Source organism: Terrabacter sp. 2TAF16 (assembly GCF_052115065.1).
Lineage (GTDB): Bacteria > Actinomycetota > Actinomycetes > Actinomycetales > Dermatophilaceae > Terrabacter.
On sequence record NZ_JBFRFZ010000008.1, the window covers coordinates 151,540 to 172,363 of the forward strand.

General features: G+C 71.9%; 16 protein-coding genes and 1 pseudogene. 5 read left to right on the forward strand and 12 right to left on the reverse strand.

The window, feature by feature from the left end; genetic code table 11:
* Positions 1-58: 58 nt before the first annotated feature.
* The 11 genes from AB4Z14_RS14620 to AB4Z14_RS14670 all read right to left on the reverse strand — a co-directional run bounded on the left by AB4Z14_RS14620 (position 59) and on the right by AB4Z14_RS14670 (position 14,325).
* A complete protein-coding gene (locus AB4Z14_RS14620) occupies positions 59-952 on the reverse strand; it encodes an FHA domain-containing protein (RefSeq protein WP_442275815.1) in 894 nt (297 codons plus the stop codon).
* Entirely contained in the window at positions 949-2,247 is a 1,299-nt protein-coding gene (locus AB4Z14_RS14625) for a VWA domain-containing protein (RefSeq protein WP_442275816.1), read from the reverse strand. Before AB4Z14_RS14625 ends, AB4Z14_RS14620 begins: the two co-directional genes overlap by 4 nt.
* Complete coding sequence (locus AB4Z14_RS14630) at positions 2,240-3,532, reverse strand: protein phosphatase 2C domain-containing protein (RefSeq protein WP_442275817.1); 1,293 nt, start codon at positions 3,530-3,532, stop codon at positions 2,240-2,242. Before AB4Z14_RS14630 ends, AB4Z14_RS14625 begins: the two co-directional genes overlap by 8 nt.
* On the reverse strand, positions 3,529-5,934 hold the full coding sequence (locus AB4Z14_RS14635) for a tetratricopeptide repeat protein (RefSeq protein WP_442275818.1): 2,406 nt from the start codon (positions 5,932-5,934) through the stop codon (positions 3,529-3,531). Before AB4Z14_RS14635 ends, AB4Z14_RS14630 begins: the two co-directional genes overlap by 4 nt.
* Positions 5,931-7,169, reverse strand: coding sequence for a hypothetical protein (locus AB4Z14_RS14640; protein WP_442275819.1), 1,239 nt, complete (start codon positions 7,167-7,169; stop codon positions 5,931-5,933). Before AB4Z14_RS14640 ends, AB4Z14_RS14635 begins: the two co-directional genes overlap by 4 nt.
* Positions 7,166-8,152 carry a glutamate ABC transporter substrate-binding protein gene (locus tag AB4Z14_RS14645; protein WP_442275820.1) on the reverse strand — a complete coding sequence of 329 codons (987 nt, stop codon included), beginning with the start codon at positions 8,150-8,152 and terminating at the stop codon, positions 7,166-7,168. Before AB4Z14_RS14645 ends, AB4Z14_RS14640 begins: the two co-directional genes overlap by 4 nt.
* Positions 8,149-9,486: a hypothetical protein gene (locus tag AB4Z14_RS14650; RefSeq protein WP_442275821.1), complete on the reverse strand. Its 1,338-nt coding sequence runs from the start codon at positions 9,484-9,486 to the stop codon at positions 8,149-8,151. Before AB4Z14_RS14650 ends, AB4Z14_RS14645 begins: the two co-directional genes overlap by 4 nt.
* Entirely contained in the window at positions 9,483-11,147 is a 1,665-nt protein-coding gene (locus AB4Z14_RS14655) for an AAA family ATPase (protein ID WP_442275822.1), read from the reverse strand. The genes AB4Z14_RS14650 and AB4Z14_RS14655 overlap by 4 nt, the downstream gene beginning before the upstream one ends.
* Before the next feature lie 53 nt (positions 11,148-11,200).
* Complete coding sequence (locus tag AB4Z14_RS14660; protein ID WP_442275823.1) at positions 11,201-11,761, reverse strand: hypothetical protein; 561 nt, start codon at positions 11,759-11,761, stop codon at positions 11,201-11,203.
* 200 nt (positions 11,762-11,961) lie between these two features.
* Positions 11,962-13,221: a toxic anion resistance protein gene (locus AB4Z14_RS14665; RefSeq protein ID WP_442275824.1), complete on the reverse strand. Its 1,260-nt coding sequence runs from the start codon at positions 13,219-13,221 to the stop codon at positions 11,962-11,964.
* Between the two features lie 324 nt (positions 13,222-13,545).
* Positions 13,546-14,325 (reverse strand): dioxygenase family protein, encoded by a 780-nt coding sequence (locus AB4Z14_RS14670; RefSeq protein WP_442275825.1) that lies wholly within the window; start codon positions 14,323-14,325, stop codon positions 13,546-13,548.
* A 292-nt stretch (positions 14,326-14,617) separates the two neighbouring features.
* Between AB4Z14_RS14670 and topA the strand changes: the two genes are divergently transcribed.
* The 5 genes from topA (at position 14,618) to AB4Z14_RS14695 (ending at position 20,628) form a co-directional block, all read left to right on the forward strand.
* Entirely contained in the window at positions 14,618-17,416 is a 2,799-nt protein-coding gene (gene topA, locus AB4Z14_RS14675) for a type I DNA topoisomerase (protein WP_442275826.1), read from the forward strand.
* A gap of 189 nt (positions 17,417-17,605) precedes the next feature.
* Positions 17,606-18,079, forward strand: a complete 474-nt coding sequence (locus tag AB4Z14_RS14680) for a GNAT family N-acetyltransferase (RefSeq protein WP_442275827.1) — start codon at positions 17,606-17,608, stop codon at positions 18,077-18,079.
* A gap of 12 nt (positions 18,080-18,091) precedes the next feature.
* The gene (locus AB4Z14_RS14685; protein ID WP_442275828.1) at positions 18,092-18,883 is read left to right on the forward strand and encodes a PIG-L deacetylase family protein; all 792 of its coding nucleotides are present in this window, start codon (positions 18,092-18,094) and stop codon (positions 18,881-18,883) included.
* A 54-nt stretch (positions 18,884-18,937) separates the two neighbouring features.
* Positions 18,938-19,405, forward strand: a complete 468-nt coding sequence (locus AB4Z14_RS14690) for an SCP2 sterol-binding domain-containing protein (protein ID WP_442275829.1) — start codon at positions 18,938-18,940, stop codon at positions 19,403-19,405.
* 8 nt (positions 19,406-19,413) lie between these two features.
* Complete coding sequence (locus AB4Z14_RS14695; protein WP_442275830.1) at positions 19,414-20,628, forward strand: acyl-CoA dehydrogenase family protein; 1,215 nt, start codon at positions 19,414-19,416, stop codon at positions 20,626-20,628.
* Positions 20,629-20,685: 57 nt separating this feature from the next.
* Here the strand turns inward: AB4Z14_RS14695 and AB4Z14_RS14700 are convergent.
* Positions 20,686-20,824 (reverse strand): annotated as a pseudogene (locus AB4Z14_RS14700) (IS30 family transposase); the annotation flags it as partial.

Sequence of the window (20,824 nt, forward strand, 5' to 3'; positions counted from 1 at the left end):
GGCGCCCCCGGGCGAAAAGTCGTCAGAGTTCATGTGGCGTTCAAGTAGCGGGCAGGCGTCAGGCGTAGGCCTCGACCTCGTCGGGCGTGGCACGACGCACGACGACGCGGGTCCACGCGCCGACGTAGAGTCGGTCGTCGTCGCCGAGCTCGGTCTTCGGGCCGACCGCGATGGCGCGCTGGGGGAGCGGTCCGGACGCGGGACCGACGAAGGTGCCGTTGGAGCTGCCGAGGTCCTCGACGAACCAGCGCGAGCCGTCGGTGGTCAGCTGGGCGTGTCGACGGCTGACGCCCGGGTCGGACGACAGGTCGATCTCGGGGTTGGTGTTCTTGCTCGTGGACACGCGACCGAGCAGGACGCTCCGGTGCCGCAGCGGCATGATCGTCGGCAGGCCGGGCGAGGGACAAGGGTCCTCGGCCTCCTGCGTCTGGTACCAGTCCGGGTCGACCCAGACCTCGGCCAGCCACTCGAAGGACGTGGACGCCTGCTCGCCGGCGGCGGCACCCGCGGCACCCGCGGCGACGCCGGCAGAGCCGGCAGCCGCGGGGTCGACGGCCTCACCGTCGGGCTCGGTGTCCTCGAGGTCGCCCGGACCGGCCGACGGATCGCGCGGCATCGCGCCGGTCGTGAAGTCGTAGCCGCAGGCCTCGCAGAAGAGCGCGCCGTCGGGGTTCTCCGTCTGGCAGTTGGGGCACACGAGACCCACCGGTGCAGCCGGGTCGGCGGGAGCCGTGGTCGCGGGGGCTGCCGGGGCCGGAGGGTCGAGGTCGAGCGAGGAGCCGGACGTGCCAGCGCCGTTCGCCGCCTCGGACGGTTCGCCCCTCGGGTCGGTGGCACCGGCCCCGACACCGCCGCCTGCCGCCGGCTGGGCGCTCGCGTCGATGGGCGAGCCGCAGGTGTCGCAGTAGTCCTCGGCCTCGGACGTGTGCCCGTTGGGGCAGACAGCGCTCACCGGCGCACCCTGCTCGTCTTCGTCGACGCCGTGTCGAGCGACATCTCGTCGATCTTCGAGGCCCCCTTCTTGAGCCGGACGGTCCCGGTGTCGGCGTCATCGATCTCGACGACCTTCCGCAGACGCGAGGTCATCTCCTCGTTGCCGGTCTGGTCGGCGAGCTGGACGGCCCGACCGAGCTTCGAGGTCGCGACGTCGTCCTGGCCGGCGGCCTTGGCCGCGAGTCCCTCCTGGATGACGGTGGCGAGCTCGGCCTGCCCGGTGTAGGCGGCGACCGCGGGGTCGATGCGGGTCGTCAGCGAGTCGTCGTTGCTCCACTTGGCCTTGACGAGGGCCTGGGCGACAGGGTCGCCGCCGAGCGAGAACTGCACGCGGGCCGCGAGCTGCTCCTGGCCGAGCGTCCGAGCCGGGAGGCGGACGGCCACGTGGTAGTCGCGGCTCTCGTCGGACCACGCCCCGGTCGGGTAGGCGCCGGTGAGGGGGTTGACGACCGTGCGTCGCGACGTGAGGTCCTCGAGCGTCGGCGACACCTGCTTGACGAAGAGCAGCTCGGCACCCTGCGGCACCCAGACGCGCAGCTCCGAGTTGGCGACGCCCCGGGACATCGAGGCACGCATCATGGCCTCGAACTCGGCGGCCATCTCCTCGGGCGCCGGGATGAGGTCGACGGTGCCGAGCAGCGCCGAGGCGATGCCGCGCACCTCGTCGACGCGCCACTGGTCGCCGACGCCGCGGCAGTCGCACTGGAAGGCGCCCACGCAGCTGCGGACGGCGGCCTGCAGCGACTGGGGCGTCTCGCCCTCGTTGACGCCGTCGGTGAGCAGGATCGCGTGGCGCTTGGTCACGTGCGGCACGGTCTCGAAGATCTGCCGGGCGAGGGTGAGCCAGGTGCCCATCGCCGTGCCGCCGTTGGCACGCAGGCCATCGATGGCCCGGTTGGCCTCACCGCGGGTGTGCGCCGACATCGGCACGAGCGCGCCCTGGTGGCTGTAGGGGTAGACGATCTGCGCCGTGCCGTTGCCGGACACGATCGAGAAGAGCGTGCCGTCGACGATCTCGGCGAGGGCTGCCTTCGCGGCCTCGCCGGCGGCCTGGACGCCGCGGCGGCCCATCGAGCCGGAGGTGTCGATGAGGATGACCTCCGCCGCCGAGCCGGGGTCGGCGAGCCCGGCCGAGGCGCCGGCCGACGCACCTGCCGAGGCGCCGGTCGAGGTCACGCGGACGATCGCGTGCACGTCGGTGCCCCCGTCGGGCAGGAACTCGTTCTGGAACACCTCTGCCGTGAAGTCAGCCATCGGTCGGGTCCCCTTCCACCGGCGCCGCCGCTGCGGTCGCCTCGGTCGTCGTCGTGCTCGATCCTCGCCCAGCCAGTCTGGCGAGGGCAACCGTGATGTTGTCGCGTCCACCCTGCTCGTTGGCGAAGTCGACGAGGGCCTGGGCCACCGTCGTGGGAGTGGCGTCGTCGAGCCGGGCCGCGGCGTCGGTCAGCAGGGTGCGCAGCGCCTCGGCCTCGGAGCAGTAGTTCCACAGCCCGTCTGAGCAGACCATGAGCCAGCCGGGCGTCGCCGTCAGCGTCGTCAGGTGCGGCGTGAGGTCGTCGGGAGCGTCCTTGCCGAGCCAGCGCGTGATCGAGTGCGCGTGCGGTCCGGTCTCGGCCGCGAGCCTCGGGACGCCCGCCGCCATCTGCTCCTGGGCGAAGGAGTCGTCGCGGCCGAGCTGGCGCGCGGGCTCCGTCGTGTCGTCGGGCAGCCAGTAGACGCGGCTGTCGCCCACGTTGCCCGCGACGATGACGTCGTCCTCGACGACCGCGGCTGCGAAGGTGCACGACGGCGGGTTGGGCACGTCCTCGACGACCGAGGCCGCGACGGCCTCGTTGGCGCGGGTGACGGCGCTCGTCAGCGCGCGCCCGGCGCCGGCCGCCCAGGCGTCGGGGGTGCCGACGCCCTTGGGGAAGGGCTGGTCGAGGACCGCCCGGGCGGACGTCGCTGCCGCGAGCGAGGCGATGTGCGAGTCGGTGGCCATCGAGACGCCGTCGCAGACGACGAGGACCGCGCGCGACCCTGCCGGCTCGCTGGCGCTGAGCGACATGGCGTCCTCGTTGCGGGCGTGGCGCCTTCCGATGTCGCAGACGCCGCCGACCCAGGCCGTCGGGGACTCGACGAGGTGGTCGCGCGGGTTGGGCGGCGGGGTGCCGCAGTGGTCGCAGTAGCCGTCGACGATGTGCCCCTCGCCACAGGCGTGGCACGTGAGGTCGTCCGCCACGGGGGCGACGGCCGCCGACGGGACGGCCCCCGTCCAGCCGACGTCGAGGGGGGACTCCTCGCCGGCGGGCGCCGTCTGCGGTGTCGCGGAGGCGAGCACGGTGCCGTCCGAGACGTCGGCCGGCGGCTGGGCCCCGTTCGAGGCGCGGGCCGCGACGACGAGGTCGGCGCCGCACGCCTCGCAGAAGGTCGAGTCGGCCTGGTTGGCCGTGCCGCAGGCGGGACAGTCCCGCGAGGCGGTCGCCCCGGACGAGGCCGCGGACGAGGCAGCGGGCAGCGGAGCGGGCTCTGCTGCTCCCGTGGTCGGGATGTCGGTCACCAGAGGCTCCAGGGTCGGATGGCGTTGGCCTCGTCCACGAGGGGGACGCGCTCGGACAGGTCGGGGGTGCGCTTGGCCAGCTCGCGCAGGGCCTCCTCGAGCCCGAGACGCAGGCCGTTGGGGGTGCCCTTGTGCTCGCCGAGGCGGACATCGGCCTTGTTGCCACTCTTCTCCACGGTGACGAGCGCTTCACGGTAGATCAGCGTCGTGAGCTCGGCCCGGCGCCGCGCCGACAGCGAGGTGTCGTCGAGCGTGCGCAGTGCCTCGGCGAGGTCGGGCAGCCCCCGGTTCGCCTTGGTGAGCAGCTCCGCGAGGCCCGCGCGTGCCGTGCGGTAGGCGCTCGACTGGACCGGGACGAGCCGGTATGCCGCCACGGCCCCCTCGACGTCGGACCGCGCGGCCCGGATACGGGCGAGGCCGAAGGCCGACATGGGGACGTACGTGGCGTCGGTGCGTGCGCACGCGACGTAGAGGTTCTCGGCGACGGCGCCGTCACCGGCCTGCTCCGAGGCCTGCGCGAGCGCGAGCTTGGGCGCGAGCTCCCCCGGCACCTGGCCGTAGACGGCGTTGAACGCGGCCTGCGCGGCTCGTGAGTCGCCCCGCTCGAGCGCGGCCAGGCCCTGGATCCACACCGCTCGCCACTCCCACGGGTCGGCGCTCAGCAGCTCGCCGGCCGTCGACTCGGCGACGTCGGGCCGGTTGGCGTCGAGCGCGGTACGGGCCTGCTCGAGGAGCACCTCCGTCGTGCGCACGGCGGCCCGCTTGAGCGTCGCGAGGCGCTCCTCCGGTGAGCCGGAGACCGTGGTGAGCCATCCGGTCTGCGGGTCGTGCGGGTCGCGGCGCATGGCCGGGAGGTTGCGCCAGTCGTCGGGCTCGACGCCCGGCGTCGGCACGTCGAAGAGCAGCGAGCTGACGGTGGTCGCCGCAGCGCCGGACCCCCGGTCGAGGGCGACGACCTCACGGAGCACCCCGACCATCTGGGAGCGCAGCTCGTCGGCCGAGACGAAGCGGTCGTCACGGTTGGGCGCGCACGCCTTGGCGACGAGCCGGTAGAACGAGTCGTAGCGCTGGAAGACCGGCACGGTGTCCTGGGCCGGAAGGGTGTTGAGGAAGGTCGTCTGGTAGCCACGGAACTCCATCGTCAGCACGACGAGCGTGCGCCCGATCGTGTAGATGTCGGAGGCGGCGGAGACGCCGAGCTCGGCCACCTCGGGGGCCTGGTAGCCGACGGTGCCGAAGATCGCCGAGTCGTCGTCGTCGGCGCGGCGCACGCCACCGAGGTCGATGAGCTTGACCTCGTCGCCGACCTGGATGATGTTGTCGGGCTTGAAGTCGCAGTAGACGAGCCCGAGGTCGTGGAGGTACTGGAACGACGGCAGGATCTCGAGGATGTAGGCGAGGGCCTGGTCGACGGGCAGCGGGTCGTACCTTCCGGCGGCCTGGAGGCGCTGCTTGAGGATCGACTTGAGCGAGGTGCCGCCGACGTACTCCATGACGATGTAGCCGGCGTCGTCGTGCGTCACGAAGTTGTAGATCTCGACGATGCTCGGGTGCGACACCTGCGCGAGGAAGCGCTGCTCGGCGATCGCCGCCGCGAGGGCATCGGGGTCGGCCGAGTTGAGCAGGCCCTTGAGCACGACCCACCGGTCCGAGACGTTCTTGTCGCGCGCGAGGTAGATCCAGCCGAGGCCGCCGTGGGCGAGGCAGCCGGCGACCTCGTACTGGCCCGCGACGAGGTCGCCGGCCTTGAGCTTGGGGTCGAAGGAGAACGGGTGGCGGCAGTTGGCGCAGAAGCCGGTCGTCCGGCCCGGCTTGCCGTCGCGGCCGCGGCCGACGGGCTCGCCGCACTTCGGGCAGAAGCGCTTGTTCTCGGGCACGGACGGGTTGGTGAGCAGGGCCTTCTCGGCGTCGATCTCGGGTGCCGGGCGCACCGAGGTGATGCCGCCACCGAGACGGGCCGAGCGCAGGCGCTGCGAGCCCCCCGTGCGACGCGTGGCGATGGACCCGGCCTCGCGGGCACGCTTGGAGCCCAACGCTGCCGATGCGAGGTTGCTCGAGGCAGCCGAGCGCGTGGAGATCTCGGGGCCGACACCACCGGTGGCCCCTGTCGCCGCGGTGGCGCCGGCCGTGGCGGCAGCGGCGGACGGCGCGGAGGGGGCGGCATACCCGGCGACACCGAGCTGGTCGGCCGGGGTGCCGCAGACGTTGCAGTAGCCCGCGTCGATCGTTCCCGCGCATCCGGGCTGCTGGCAGGCGCCACCCTCGGGGATGGACGGACCGGCGGCGGCCGCAGCCGGTGCAGGTGCTCTGACGGCGGCGGGGGTGGAGCCGGCGGCCATGCCGCACACGTCGCAGTAGCCGTCGACGATCGTTCCGGTGCAGCCCGGCTGCGTGCAGTTCATGGTCGGGGCCTCTGGGGTCGGGGTGCGGACGGACGGGGGGCGGCGCGACCGGCACGGGGCTGCGGGCGGGTGGCTGCGTCGACGTAGGCCGAGAAGGCCGCGGCGAGGGCCCGGGCACGGGAGATCGGCAGCGGGCGGGCGGCGAGCGTCTCGTCGAGGCGGCGCCGCAGCTCGGCCACGTCGGCTCCCGCCTCGGGAGCCAGCGTCGCCGCGGTGGCCATGGCGCCGACGGCACCCACGAGCCCGACGACCTCGTCGCGCTCGGCCAGCCCTGCGGCGTACGTCTCGTGGGCCAGGTCGAGCGCCCGGGAGACGCGCTCGAGCTTGTCGCGGTATGCCGTGAGCTCGGCTGCCGCCTGCGGCACCGGTCCCAGCGCGCGGACGTTGGGGATCGCGAGATGCGGTGCCGGCGTGATCGCCTCGAGGCAGGCGCGTTCGAGGGCGCGGATGGCGGCGGCGCGCGCGTCGAGCTCCTCGACCTGCTGCTGGGTGCGCACCCGGCTGCGGGCAGCGGAGGCGCGCTCGGCCGCCGCGACGATGAGGTCGCGCTCGATCACGGCCACGTCGATCTCGAGGGGGCCGATGATGCCGCCGACGTCGGCGCCACGACGGGCGCGCTCCACGAGGTCGTCCATCCGGCGGTCGAGCCGCGCGAGCTTCTCGGTGGCATCGTCACGCTGCGTGCCGGCCGGGACCAGCGGGATCTGGTCGCGGGTGCGCTCGATCCCGGCCCGCACCATGGTGATCCGCTGCGTCGCCTCGGCCGCCCCGGGGGCGAGGGAGGCTCGCGCCTGGAGGGTGCGGGTCAGCGAGTCGAGCAGCCGACACGCCTCCGGAAGGCTCACCGCGAGCGAGCCACTCGACGGCAGCGCGAGGTGCTCGGTCGTGTTGGAGTCGAGCCGTCCGTGGATGAGGGTCGAGAGCCGCTCGGCCTCGACGGGACCGACGCGGCCTCCGTCGAAGGTCGTCTCGAGCAGGGTGAGTCGGTCGCTGACGGCCTTCCAGAAGGTCAGCGCCACGGTGAGGTCGGTGGTGATCGCGACCTGCTCGGCCTGAGACAGCTTGAGGACCGCGCGGTCGACCTCGCCGAGGTCGGCGCGGCGCTGGGCGACCCACTCGCGCAACGCGTTGAGGTAGGTCTGGGCCTCACCGGCCTGGACGGGCACGCCGAGACGCCCGGGCGCCGTCGGTGCGACGGTGCCCGGGTCGGGGTGGCTCTGCGGCACTGCGCTCATCGTCCGTAGACCGGGGTCGGGGGTGCGGGCGCGGGCCCGAGCGGCGCTGCGAGCCAGCGGTTGTAGATCGTCTTCCACTCGCCGTCGGCCTCGAGGTCGGCGACGACACGGTTGATGTAGCGGGCCAGGTAGACGTCGGCCTTGTTGAGGCCCAGGCCGTAGGGCTCGACGGTGATGGCCTTGGCACTCGTGATGACGGTGTTCGGGTCCTGGGCCGCGAGGCCGGCGAGCACCGTGTCGTCACCCGTGATGGCGTCGGCCTTGCCCTGTTGGAGCAGCACGAGGCAGCCGGTGTGCGTGCCGGCCGTCACGACGACCGGTCCCGGCACCTGCTGGAGCTTGGTCAACGAGGTGGTGCCGTTCGGGGCACACACCCGCTTGCCCTTGAGGTCGGCGAGGCTGAGGTCCTTGGCGCCGGGCAGGGCCTTGCTGACGAGGACCTTCTGGCCGGAGCGGTAGTACTCGGCCGAGAAGCCGATGTCGTTCCACCGCCCGCACGTCATCGACATGTTGCGGGCGACCATGTCGATCTCGCGATCCTGGAGCAGCGGGATGCGGTCACCGGCCGTGATGACGCGCAGCTGCACCTTGCTCGGGTCGCCGAAGATCGCCTTGGCGACGGCGCGTGCCATGTCGATGTCGAAGCCCTCGATGCCGCCGGTGAAGGCGTTGCGGGCCCCGAAGAGGTACGTGTCGGCCGAGACCCCGACGGTGATGAAGCCCTTGTCGAGGATCTTGCGCATCGTGCCGTCGCTGATGTCGGCGCGGGCCGGCAGGCTCGGCAGCGGGTCGTAGGACTGCGTCGCGTTGGTGCACGTCGGTGCGGCCACGGCAGGCGCGCTGCTCGACGGTTTCGGTGCCGGGGTCGTCGGCAGCTGGGTCTCCGCGTACGTGACACCGGAGCAGCCGGCGAGGGCGCCCAGTCCGGCCACGGCGACGAGGGTGGAGAGGCGGCGCCGCAGCGTCGAGCTGATGGTGCTCATCGGTACTCCTCAATCCGCTGGCCGACTCCGCGGACGATGAGCCACGACGCGCCGAGCGCCACGAGGGCGACGACGACGGCGACGAGCGGTGCGCTGCCGCCGAGCCCCTCGAGCGTCGTGACCGTGGCCTTGCCGGCGCTGTCTCGCGCCTGCGTCACGGCGACGTCGAAGGTGTCGAAGGTGTTGGCGGCCCCGCCGTCGGCCGTGCTCGTCGAGAGCTTGACCGCATCGTCCCAGTGGCCGCCGTTGTCGAGCGTCCGCACCTTGACGTGGGCGTCGACGTAGGCCTGCCACGACCGCGTCAGCTCGCCGGACTGGTCGGTCTTCGCGAGGCCGGCGTCGACGGCGGTGCGGTTGGTCTTCCACGCGGCCTCGTTGGCCGCGCCGGACCCGCGCTTGATGAGGGTCAGGCTCTCGTTGGCGCGGGCGTCGTTGGCTGCCGTCGTGACGTTCGCGAGGGCGACGGCCTGCTCGTAGTCGCCGCGGGACACGTCACGGGTCGCCGTGCTGATGCCCGTGATGACGGTGGCGGTGACGAAGAGGGCCACGAGCAGCAGCGCGATCGCGCCGGTCAGCGACGGGTTGAGGTAGCGGTGCGTGCGCCTGGCGAGCCACACGGCGAGGCCCACGAGACCGATGAGCGAGACGACCCCGACGAGGAGCTGGACGCTCGAGTTGCTGCGCTCGAACTCCATCGTCGCCCGCTCCTCGTTGGCCGCGACCACCTGCGTGATGATGGGGATCGCGTCGGCCCGGAGCCCGGTGCTCGCCTGGGTGAGGTACTGCGCGCCGACGGGCAGACCGAGTCGGTTGTTGGATCGGGCCTGCTCGACGAGGGCCGCATAGGTCTGCACGCGCTGGGACAGCACCCCGAGCGCGTTGCCGTCGGCGGGCTGGGCAGCGGCCGCCTCGGCGATGCCGGCGGCGACGCGCCCCATGGCGCCTTCGTACTTGGCCCGTGACTCGGGCGACTCGAGACCGCCGACGAGGAAGGCGTTGGTGGCGACGGCGTCCGCGCGCAGCAGGTCGACGTGGATCGACTGGGCGTGGACCACCTGGGCGCTGTTGTTGGCAGCACGTTCGACCGCGGACTGCGACGCGAGCAGCGCGTTGACGCTGATCGCGCCGAGCAGGAGCGCAGCGAGGACGCCGAGGAGGCCGAAGAGGCGCATCCGGCCGGGGGTGCCGTGGAGCAGCCGGCTCGCGAGGCCCCGGGCGCCGGGGAGGCCGCCGGAGAGGCTGCCGGCGATGGTGCGCGGATGCTGGCCCGCGGGCGCGCCGGACGACGCACCCGCCGGGATGGCGACGGGGATGTTCGTCGTCGGTGCGCTCATGCGGTGTCCTCGTGCTCGGTCGCGCTCGTGTCGTCCTGCTCGTCGTACTCGTTCGAGACTGCCTCATCGGTGCCCGCCGGACCATCAGGGTCTGCCCTGAGCGCCGCCGGATCCTCGGGAGTCGCCTCCGGTGCAACCGGTGAAAAGGGCGCCTCCCCCTCTGGCTCGGCTGGCGCGCCGGCGGGTTCGTCGTCGGGTTCGTCGGGCTGGTCGGTGACGTCGTCTGCGGTGAGTAGACGCAGCTCGTCGCGCGTCGGCTCCGTCGCGTCCTTGAGCCGCCACGCGTGACGGCCGACGGCCTGCTCGAAGAGGTTGCGCGAGAAGCGGCCGTTGCCGAAGGCCGAGGTGCGCGGCGTGGCCTGCAGGATGTGGCGCACGCGGGTGTGGGCCTCGGTGGTCAGCTCGTAGTCGGAGCCCGTGGCGATCGAGTCGAGGATGTCGAGGAGCTCGTCGTCGGAGTAGTCGTCGAACTCGATCGTCGTCGTGAACCGGCTGGCCAGACCGGGGTTCTGGGCGATGAAGCGGACCATCGGGTCGGGGTAGCCGGCGACGATGACGACGAGGTCCTCGCGGTGGTCCTCCATCTCCTTGACGAGGGTGTTGACCGCCTCTTCGGCGTACTGGTCGCCGGTCAGGGCGTAGGCCTCGTCGATGAAGAGCACGCCTCCGGTGGCCTTGGCGCAGACCTCTGCGGTCTTCAACGCGGTCTGCCCGACGTAGCCGGCGACGAGCTCGCTGCGGTCGACCTCGACGAGCTGCCCGGTGGGGAGCAGGCCGAGCGCCTTGTAGATGCCACCGACGAGCCGTGCCACGGTCGTCTTCCCGGTGCCTGGGTTGCCGACGAAGATGAGGTGCCGGCTCATCTTCGGGGCCTTGAGGCCGGCGTGGGTGCGCATCTTCTCGACACTGAGCAGGGCGACCTGTCGGTGGATCTCCTTCTTGACCCGGGCCAGCCCGATCATCGCGTCGAGCTCGGCGAGGAGCTCCTCGACCGACTTCTCGGGCTCGGCGGGCTTCTCGGGTCCGGCCGGCGGATCGGCGGGGGCGGCTGTGGCCGTCGCGCCGGGAGCGGGGATGCCGTCTGGGTCGCCTTGCGCCCCAAGGCTGCCGGGGCGCGTCAGCTCGAGGAGGCGGGGGTCGATCGGACCGGGGACGTTCGGACGCATCGTGTCGGGGGAGCCGAAACCCATCTCGGGCACGCCGCCGAGAGGGCCACCGGGCAAGCCGGGCAGCCCGTGCGAGGGGAGGCGCGCCGCGGCGAGGTAGGCGCCGGAGGCGGCGGACGCGTTGGCGATGACCCAGATCGGCGCCGTGCCGAGCATGACGGCGGACGAGGCCACCTCGGTCAGCGCCTCGGCGTACTCGGCGGCGAGGGAGTGCCGGGAGGCGACGAGGGCGTCGAGCAGGTCGGTCGGGGCGCCGCGCCAGCGACGCCCGGACGAGGCGGCGTCGAAGAACGCCTCGTTGATGCGGGCGACGTCGGTGAGGCCGGGGTGCGCGACCTCGGCCCAGGCGAGGGCCGCCCCGGGCACGGCCTCGGCCAGCGCAGCCGCGACGCGCAGCCCCTCGTCGCGGGCGGCGGCGGGGTCGAGTCCTGCCTCCGCGGCGACGTCGCTCAGCTGCTCCAGGCTCTCGGCGAGGCGTGACTCGTCAGTGGTCATGATCCGCACTCAGCTCGGCACTGGGGTCGGCGTTCACGGTCGGCGTTCATGCATCACTCCGGCGGGGCCAGCGGGTGGGGGGACGATGACGTGCTGACGGCACCGGACGGGTCCGCGGTTCCCGACGAGCCCGTGCCGGGTGGTGGGGCGACCCGCACCGGGTCCGGACCGAGACCCAGCACGCCACCGTCCGACGCCTGGCCGAACTTCTGCTCGAGGAACGCCCCGTGCACGATGATCGCCTCGGCGTCGGCACGGCACACGGCGTCGTAGACCTTGTCCATCGTCGTACCGAGCAGGTCGAGCTGGTCGACGAGGAGCATGACCGAGCTCTTGCCCGCCGCGATGGGGCGCGTGTCGGCCCAGTCGCGCGGGAGGCGCAGGTAGTTGCCGATGGCGACCGGCAGGTAGTCGGTGGCGGTGGCCATGACGCTGAAGCCCTGGCTGCTGCCGAGGCCGAGGTTGGACAGGCGGGGCAGCGTCTGGCGCACGATCCGGGTGACCCGCAGCAGGCGCGAGAGCACGACGCCGGGCACCTTGCCCTCACGGGCCTGGGCCTCGATGGCGTCGAGCGCCCCGAGGAGCTGCTCGGTGGTCGGCGGCCCCGAGCGCACGGGCTCGGGTGCCTCGGGCCTGTCCAACCCGAACCACGACCGGATTCCCACTGCGTTGTCCCCTCTGGTGTGTCCCGCGCGCCGACCGTCGGCCGACCACGCACATCCTGCTCCACGGGTCGCGCCACGGCGATCCCGCCTCACCTCACCCGCGTCGCGGGCCCGTCACCTCCCGGTCGGGCCTCCAGGCGCAGCCACCCTCACCGGCCGGAGCCGAGGTCGAGCAGCCCGGGAGCGGCGTTCTCGGCGCGGCGGGCGTCCTGCTTGGACACGCGGTCGAGGTAGGTGCGCGACTTGGCGACCTCGGTCTCGAGGGTGCCGATCGTCGCGGCCATGTTGTCGAGCGCCCGCACCTTGAACTGGTCGATGGTGTCCATCGTCTCGTAGATGTTGGCGAAGGCCTTCTGCAGCGACTCGATCGACAGCGTCGCGCTCGCCGACTGCTCCTGGATGCGGGCGGAGTTCTGCTTGAGCGCCTCCGACGTGCGCTCGATGATGCCCGAGGTCGTCGTGTTGAGGGCCGTGATCTGGTCGAGGACGAGCTGCTGGTTGTTGAGCGCCTGGGCCACGATGACGGCGGTGCGCAGGGCCGAGACGGTCGTCGTGGTCGCGCGGTCGACGCCCTTGATGAGCTCGATGTTGTTCTTGATGATGATGTCGATCGCGAGGTAGTTCTGGATCGAGACCGCGAGCTGGGTCAGCAGGTCCTGGTGCTTCTGGCGCACGTAGAAGAGGACGTCCTCGCGCAGCGCCTTGGCCCGCTCGGGGTCGGTCGCCTCGAGGGTCGCGACCTGGGCGGCGAGCTTGGCGTCGAGCCGCTCGGCGACGTAGACGTACTGGTTGAGCCGGCCCATCGACTCCCAGAGGTTCTTCTTCTCGAGGTTGAGGGCGACGTTGTCCTTGACGAGCTCGTCCTGCCCCGACTGGAGCGAGTGGAGGATGCCGTTGAGGTGGCTCTGGGCCGACTGGTACTTGCGGAAGTAGTCGGTGACCTTGTCGCCGAAGGGGATCATGCCGAGGAACTTCTTGGCGCCCGCGGCCTGGCCCGGGTCGAGGTCCTCGACGGTGCGCCGCAGGTCGAGCAGGGTCTTGCCGACCTTCGAGTTGCCGGACAGGCCGCCCTCGTTGAGGGCCTTGACCGGCATCTGGAGCATCCGGTTGGACGACTCGGCGGCGAACCGCACCTCGTCGTTGCCCATCATCCGCACGTCGGCGGCCTTGGTCTCCCACTCGGGCGAGCGGGCCGCGGCCTTGGTCAGGGAGTCGAGGTAGGTGTCGACCTTGGCATCGAGGCCGGGTAGGGCCGCCTCGGGGACGGCCGGCGCCATCTTCGGCGCGGCGGTCTCGGCGACGGCGGCCGTCGGCGCGGGAGCCGTGAGGATGAACGCGTCGCCGGGCGGCGGCTCGAGGGGAGCGACCTGGGCGGGCGCGGCTGCCTGGGCGGCGGGCTGGTCAGTCATGTGGAGCGGGTCCTTCCCTCGCGTGCCGGCCACGTCGGCGACGCGACCGAAGTCCCTCGCCCGTCGGCACCGCGGACGGCGCACGAATCACGCCTGCGGCGCGCTCGTCGGGCGTACGGCCACTCTACGTGCCGTGCGCCTGCGACGGGTGGGCGAACGCGTGGGTTCCGTCGCTCGGACGACCCCTCCGGAGAGGGGAGCGGCCGCGGCTCGGAGTCAGGGGAGGTTACGAGCCGCGGCCGCGTGCGTGGGGCACCCACATCCGGAGAACGGATGGGGTTACCCGCCGGTTCCCACCCCCGGCGACCGGGGGCGTCCGACGTCTCAGTCGAACTGCCAGGAGCGCTTGCTCAGCCCGAACCAGAAGCCGTCGATGACGCTCTTGTTGTCGAGGCCGCCGGACTCGTAGGCGGCGCCGAGGGTGACGAAGAGCGGGGCGAAGTGCTCGGTGCGGGGGTGGGCCTCGCGGGCGGCCGGGGCCTTGTCGAGGAAGTCGAGCAGGCTGTCGACGTCCTGGGCCTTCATGGCCTCCTGGGCCCAGTGGTCGAACTCGGCGCTGGCGCGCGGGGGCAGGCCGTCGGCTCCGGCGTGCGGGTTGAACCAGCGCAGGTTGTGGGTCGTGAAGCCGGAGCCGACGATCATCGTGCCCTGCTCGCGCAGGGGGGCGAGGCGCCGGCCGATCTCGAAGAGGCCGCGCGGGTCGAGCGTCGGCATCGACATCTGGAGCACCGGCACGTCGGCGTCAGGGAACATCTCCTTGAGCGGGACGTATGCGCCGTGGTCGAGGCCGCGCGCCTCGTCGCGGTGCACCTGGTGGCCCGGCCACGTGAGCAGCCTCGTCACGTCGTCCGCGAGCCCGGGGGCGGCAGGGGCGTCGTAGGTCACGTCGTAGTACTTCTGCGGGAAGCCCCAGAAGTCGTAGGTCAGCGGTGCGCCGGTCGTCGAGCCGAGCGTCGTCGGTGCGTCCTCCCAGTGGGCGGAGACCATGAGGACGTTCGTGGGCTTCGGCAGGTCCGCTGACCATCCGGCCAGCTCGGCCGTCCAGCGCTCGTCGTCGGCGAGCGGCGGGGCGCCGTGGCTGAGGTACAGGACGGGGGCGGACATGGCGGTTCCTTCCGAAGTTGTTGAAGTCTAAACTATCATGGGGAACGAGTGTTGGATCGCCATCATTCCCGAGGGCGTATGCCGGGTGGCCCCTTTTCGCCGCACCCGCGGCAGGTGCCCGCACCACCCACCCGAGCGAGCCCGAGGACCCGGGCTGCGGCGGACGGCATACGCCCCCTCCGGTGGATGTCGTGAGACCGCACTCGGCGCGGGCTGTTACGGTCGGTCCGCGTCCACGTCGGGGCAGCGACGAATCCGCTGCACGTGAGATGCGGGAAGTTGAAGGTGCACCATGGCCGCAGGCAAGGGCCGCAAGCTCGTCATCGTCGAGTCGCCCGCCAAGGCGAAGACCATCGCCGGATACCTCGGAGGCGACTTCGAGGTCGAGGCGTCCGTCGGTCACATCCGTGACCTGCCGAACCCCTCCGAGCTGCCGGCCGACATGAAGAAGGGCCCGTTCGGCAAGTTCGCCGTCGACGTCGACAACGGCTTCGAGCCGTACTACGTCGTCGACCCCGACAAGAAGAAGAAGGTCGCCGAGCTCAAGCGCCTCCTCAAGGACGCCAGCGAGCTCTACCTCGCCACCGATGAGGACCGCGAGGGCGAGGCCATCGCGTGGCACCTGCTCGAGGCGCTCAAGCCGCGGGTCCCCGTCAAGCGCATGGTGTTCCACGAGATCACCCGCGAGGCGATCCAGCGGGCCGTCAACGACACCCGCGAGATCGACACCGCGATGGTCGACGCCCAGGAGACCCGCCGCATCCTCGACCGCCTCTACGGCTACGAGGTCAGCCCGGTCCTGTGGCGCAAGGTCCGCCAGGGCCTCTCGGCCGGCCGCGTCCAGTCCGTCGCGACCCGCATGGTCGTCGAGCGCGAGCGTGAGCGCATGGCGTTCGTCCGCTCCTCCTACTGGGACGTCGAGGGCGACTTCACCCCCGACAGTGCGAGCCAGCAGTTCACGGCCCGGCTCTCGTCGGTCGACGGCGTCCGCGTCGCCACCGGTCGCGACTTCGCCGACGACGGCCGCCTGACCGGCAAGGGCGTCGTCCACCTCGACGAGGCCCTCGCGACCCGGATCGCCGAGGCCTGCCTGCCCCTCTCCGGCGCAGAGCGCCGGCTCCAAGCGCGCGTCACCGACGTCCAGGAGAAGCCCTACACCCGCCGCCCGTCGGCCCCGTTCACGACCTCGACCCTCCAGCAGGAGGCGTCCCGCAAGCTGCGGATGTCGTCCAAGAACGCGATGCGCGTGGCCCAGCGGCTCTACGAGAACGGCTACATCACCTACATGCGTACCGACAGCACGACGCTGTCGGACGCCGCGATGACCGCCGCGCGCAGCCAGGCCCGCGACATGTACGGCGCCGAGTACGTCCCGGACAGCCCGCGTCGCTACGAGAAGAAGGTCAAGAACGCGCAGGAGGCCCACGAGGCCATCCGCCCCGCCGGCGACCGCTTCCGCAGCCCGGCCCAGGTCGCCGGGTCGCTGCGCGGCGAGGAGTTCGCCCTCTACGAGCTGATCTGGAAGCGCACCGTCGCGTCGCAGATGGCCGACGCCCGTGGCTCGACCGCCACCGTCAAGCTCGCCGTCGACACGGCGCTCGAGGGCGCCCAGTCGGTCGAGTTCAGCGCGAGCGGCACCGTCATCACCTTCAAGGGCTTCCTCGCCGCCTACGAGGAGGGCCGTGACGACGAGTCCGCCGCCCGCGCCGACGCCGCCGCCGAGGAGCGCCGCCTGCCCAAGCTGAGCGCCGGCGTCCCGCTCGAGGTCGTGCGCGCCGAGGCCGACGGCCACGAGACGAGCCCGCCCGCCCGCTTCACCGAGGCCACCCTCGTCAAGGCGATGGAGGAGCGCGGCATCGGCCGCCCGTCGACGTACGCCTCGACGATCGGCACCATCCAGGACCGCGGCTACGTCTTCACCAAGGGCCAGGCCCTCGTGCCGACGTGGCTCGCCTTCGCCGTGACCCGGCTGCTCGAGGAGCACTTCGGCAACCTCGTCGACTACGAGTTCACCGCCTCGATGGAGGAGGACCTCGACCGCATCGCCAACGGCGACGAGGGTCGCGTCGCGTGGCTCAAGCGCTTCTACTTCGGCGAGGAGGCCACCTCGGCCGCCGGTCTGCGCAACCTCGTCGAGGACCTCGGCGAGATCGACGCCAAGGAGATCAGCACGATCCCGATCGGCGACGGCATGGTGGTCCGCGTCGGCCGTTACGGCCCCTACGTCGAGGAGCTCGTGCCCGCGGGCGTCGACCTCGCGACGGGTGAGCTCGCCGACGGCGCCGAGGTGCCGTCGACGCCGCGCCGCGCGACGATCACCGACGACATCGCGCCCGACGAGATGACGCCCGAGAAGGCGCGCGAGCTGCTCGAGGTCGCCGCCGACGACGGCAAGGTGCTCGGCACGGACCCCGAGACCGGCCGCGAGATCATCGCACGCGCCGGGCGCTACGGGCCCTACGTCACCGAGGTCATCGAGGACGACGACGCCGCCGCGGCCGGGGCTGACAAGCCCAAGGCCAAGAAGACCGCCAAGGTCAAGCCGCGCACGGCCTCGCTCTTCAAGGACATGGAGCTCGCGACGCTCGACCTCGAGTCGGCGCTCAAGCTGCTCTCGCTGCCGCGCGTCGTCGGTGCCGACGCCGAGGGTGTCGAGATCACCGCGCAGAACGGTCGGTACGGCCCGTACCTCAAGAAGGGCACCGACTCGCGGTCGCTGACGACCGAGCAGCAGCTCTTCGACATCACGCTCGACGAGGCGCTCGCGATCTACGCCCAGCCCAAGCAGCGCGGTCGTGCCGCGGCCGCCCCGCCCCTCAAGGAGCTCGGCGCCGACCCCGTCAGCGGCAAGCCCGTCGTCGTCAAGGACGGCCGCTTCGGTCCGTACGTCACCGACGGCGAGACCAACGCGACGTTGCGCAAGGACGACGACCCCGAGGCGATCACGCCGGAGCGGGGCTTCGAGCTGCTCGCCGAGAAGCGCGCCAAGGGCCCGACGACCCGCAAGCGCGCCGTGAAGAAGACGGCGAAGAAGACCGCGAAGAAGGCGACGACGCGCACGACGAAGAAGGCCACCGCCAAGAAGGCCTGACCCGCCCCGTCGAGTGAGCGCTCCGTCCCACTCGAGTGAGCGCTCCGTCCCACCTTCGTGGGGTGGGGCGCTCGCTCGTCTGTGACCGCGTGCTCACTCGAGTGTGGTTGGGCGCTCACTCGAGTGGCTCATTGGGTATGCCGTGTCGTGGCCCTGCCGGGGACGGTGCCGTCGCGCTAGCGTCGGGTCGTGATCGAGACCCGACGCCTGGAACCTGCCGACCGGGACCGGTGGGAGACGCTCTTCCGCGCGTACATCCGCTTCTACGAGCGCGAGCTCAACCAGGCGGCATACGACAGGGCGTGGCGCGAGATCGCCTCTGACGCAAGGCTGCACGGGCTCGGGGCATGGCTGGACGGCGAGCTCGTGGGGATCACCCACTTCCTCGTGCACCCCAGCTCGAGCGAACCCGACCTCTGCTACCTCGAGGACCTCTTCACCGACCCGGCAGTGCGGGCCCGGGGCGTGGCGAGCACCCTCATCGCAGCCGTGCGCGACTGGGCGCGCGCGCAGGGCTGCGGCAGCGTCTACTGGCAGACCCACGAGTCGAACGCCGTCGCCCGCCGGCTCTACGACGAGCTCGCGACGTTCGAGGGCTACGTCGTCTACACGCTGCCGGTCGCGCCCGGTGGCGCTGGTGACGGGAACGTCGGCCCGCGGTGAGAGGCTGAGTCCATGTCAACCGTTGTCTTCGTCCACGCCCACCCCGACGACGAGGCCTCGCAGTCCGCGGGCTCGATGGCGCGGGCCGTCAGCGAGGGCCACCGCGTCGTGCTCGTCGTCGCGACGAACGGCGACCACGGCGACGCGCCCGACGACCTGGCCGAGGGCGAGACCGTCGTCGAGCGGCGCCGGGCCGAGGCCGCCGCCTCCAACGCCGTCATCGGCACCCACCGCGTCGCGTTCCTCGGCTACGCCGACTCCGGCATGACCGGGTGGGCCCAGAACGACCACGAGGAGAGCTTCGCCCGGGCCGACACGGAGGAGGCGGCGCAGCGCCTCGCGGCCGTCCTGCGCGAGGAGGCGGCCGACGTTGTCGTCGGCTACGACTGGCACGGCGGCTACGGCCACCCCGACCACGTCAAGGTGCACGCCGTGACGAAGCGTGCCGCCGAGCTCGCCGGCACGCCTCGCTACCTCGAGGGCTCGATGAACCGCGATGCGATGATCCGCTCGCACCAGGCCGCGATGGCCGCGGGCCTCGACGTGGGGGAGTGGGACCCCAGCCAGCCGATGGACGACGGCAACCCCCTCGGCAGCCTCGAGAGCGAGCTGCACTGGGCGTGCGACGTGAGCGAGTTCCTCGAGGTCAAGCGCTCGGCGCTCAAGGCGCACGCAAGCCAGTCCGACGCGCAGGGGATGCTCCAGATGCCGGTCGAGATGTTCGCGGTGGCCTTCGCCCACGAGCACTACATCGAGCCCGGCCGTCCCGACGGGATGGTCGCGGGTTGGTTCCTCGACGGCTGAACCGTCCGGTAACCTACTCGCGGTAACCATGCCGTTTCCTCCGGAGGGACCCTCATGCCCGAGATCGACTTCACGACCGCCACTGCCGAGCAGCTCGCTGCCGTCGAGCCCGGCGACTTCATCCGCATCGTCAAGGAGATGTCCGACAAGGACGTCAAGGAGGTCATGGAGAGCGCCAACCGCGGCCCGATCGTCGACGCGATCTTCCGTCGGATGCCCGAGCTCTTCCGCCCCGACCGCGCCGGATCGACGACCGCGACGACGCACTGGAGCATCACCGGGCGCCCGGACGGCGGGGCCGACGAGTGGACCGTGCGCTTCGCCGACGGCACCTGCACGTCGGTGCCCGGCCACGACGGCGACTCGACGCTGTCGCTCGCCATGTCGCCCGTCGACTTCACCAAGGTCATCACCAAGAGCGGCAACCCGGTCATGATGTTCATGACCGGCAAGATCAAGGCCAAGGGCGACCTCGGGCTCGCGGCCAACGTCGCGAACTTCTTCGACATCCCCAAGGCCTGAGGCACGTCGTGGTGGAGTTCTCGCTCGCCCTGAACGACGACCAGACCGAGCTGCGCGACTGGGTGCACGGCTTCGCCGCCGACGTCGTGCGCCCGGCCGCCTCCGAGTGGGACGCCAGGGAGGAGACGCCCTGGCCGGTCATCCAGGAGGCGGCCAAGAACGGCCTCTACGGCTTCGAGTTCCTGGCCCAGTGCTGGTCCGACCCGACCGGCATCTCGATCAACCTCGCCAACGAGGAGCTCTTCTGGGGTGACGCGGGCATCGGGATGTCGATCTTCGGCACGACCCTCGCGGTCGCCGCGATCTACGGCTCGGGCACCCCCGACCAGATGGTCGAGTGGCTGCCGCAGTGCTACGGCGACGCCGAGGACCCGAAGCTCGGGGCCTTCGCGACGACCGAGCCGCAGGCCGGCTCCGACGTCGGCGCCATGCGCACGCGGGCCCGCTACGACGAGGCCGCCGACGAGTGGATCCTCAGTGGCCAGAAGGCCTACATCACCAACGGCGGCATCGCCAACGTCCACGTCGTGACGGCCGTCGTCGACCCCGACCTCGGCTCGCGCGGGCAGGCCGCCTTCGTCGTCCCGCCCGGCACGAAGGGTCTCGAGGGCGCCAAGAAGCTGCGCAAGCTCGGCCTGCGCGCCTCGCACACCGCCGACGTCTTCCTCGACGACGTGCGCGTGCCCGGCTCGTGCCTGCTCGGCGGCAAGGACAAGCTCGACGAGCGCCTCGCCCGGGCCCGCGAGGGAGGGTCGTCGAGCGGACAGGCGGCCATGCGGACGTTCGAGATCTCGCGCCCCACGGTGGGTGCGCAGGCGCTCGGGATCGCCAGGGCGGCATACGAGTACGCCCTCGACTACGCCAAGGACCGCGTCGCCTTCGGTCGGCCGATCATCGAGAACCAGGCGATCGCGTTCGCGCTCGCCGACATGCGCACCGAGATCGACGCGGCCCGGCTGCTCGTCTGGAGGGCGTCGTGGATGGGGCGCACGAACCAGCCGTTCACCGCGGCCGAGGGCTCGATGAGCAAGCTCAAGGCGGGTGAGGTCGCGGTCGCCGTGACCGACAAGGCGGTGCAGATCCTCGGTGGGGCCGGCTACGTCACCGACCACCCCGTCGAGCGATGGTCGCGCGACGCGAAGATCTACACGATCTTCGAGGGCACGTCCGAGATCCAGCGCCTCGTCATCGCGCGGGCCATCAGCGGCGTCCGCATCCGCTGACCCGCCCAACCCTGAACCGTCGAGAGGCCACGTTCTGCGCCTCTCGACGGGGCGGTTTCAGGGAGCTGTTGCAACGAGGTGGGTGTTGAGGGCTTGTGCGGGAGTCTGCCAGTTCAGGGTTTGTCGGGGGCGGCCGTTGAGCTCGCGGGCGACCTGGTCGAGGTCGGCTTGGGTGTAGGTGCGGAAGTCGGTGCTC

Bases quoted from the DNA above. Each gene is read 5' to 3' on its own strand.
- AB4Z14_RS14665 (WP_442275824.1), bottom strand. From the start codon at position 13,221: ATGACTGACCAGCCCGCCGCCCAGGCAGCCGCGCCCGCCCAGGTCGCT.
- AB4Z14_RS14655 (WP_442275822.1), bottom strand. From the start codon at position 11,147: ATGACCACTGACGAGTCACGCCTCGCCGAGAGCCTGGAGCAGCTGAGC.
- AB4Z14_RS14685 (WP_442275828.1), top strand. From the start codon at position 18,092: ATGTCAACCGTTGTCTTCGTCCACGCCCACCCCGACGACGAGGCCTCG.
- AB4Z14_RS14645 (WP_442275820.1), bottom strand. From the start codon at position 8,152: ATGAGCACCATCAGCTCGACGCTGCGGCGCCGCCTCTCCACCCTCGTC.
- topA (WP_442275826.1), top strand. From the start codon at position 14,618: ATGGCCGCAGGCAAGGGCCGCAAGCTCGTCATCGTCGAGTCGCCCGCC.
- AB4Z14_RS14635 (WP_442275818.1), bottom strand. From the start codon at position 5,934: ATGAACTGCACGCAGCCGGGCTGCACCGGAACGATCGTCGACGGCTAC.
- AB4Z14_RS14625 (WP_442275816.1), bottom strand. From the start codon at position 2,247: ATGGCTGACTTCACGGCAGAGGTGTTCCAGAACGAGTTCCTGCCCGAC.
- AB4Z14_RS14640 (WP_442275819.1), bottom strand. From the start codon at position 7,169: ATGAGCGCAGTGCCGCAGAGCCACCCCGACCCGGGCACCGTCGCACCG.
- AB4Z14_RS14650 (WP_442275821.1), bottom strand. From the start codon at position 9,486: ATGAGCGCACCGACGACGAACATCCCCGTCGCCATCCCGGCGGGTGCG.
- AB4Z14_RS14670 (WP_442275825.1), bottom strand. From the start codon at position 14,325: ATGTCCGCCCCCGTCCTGTACCTCAGCCACGGCGCCCCGCCGCTCGCC.
- AB4Z14_RS14690 (WP_442275829.1), top strand. From the start codon at position 18,938: ATGCCCGAGATCGACTTCACGACCGCCACTGCCGAGCAGCTCGCTGCC.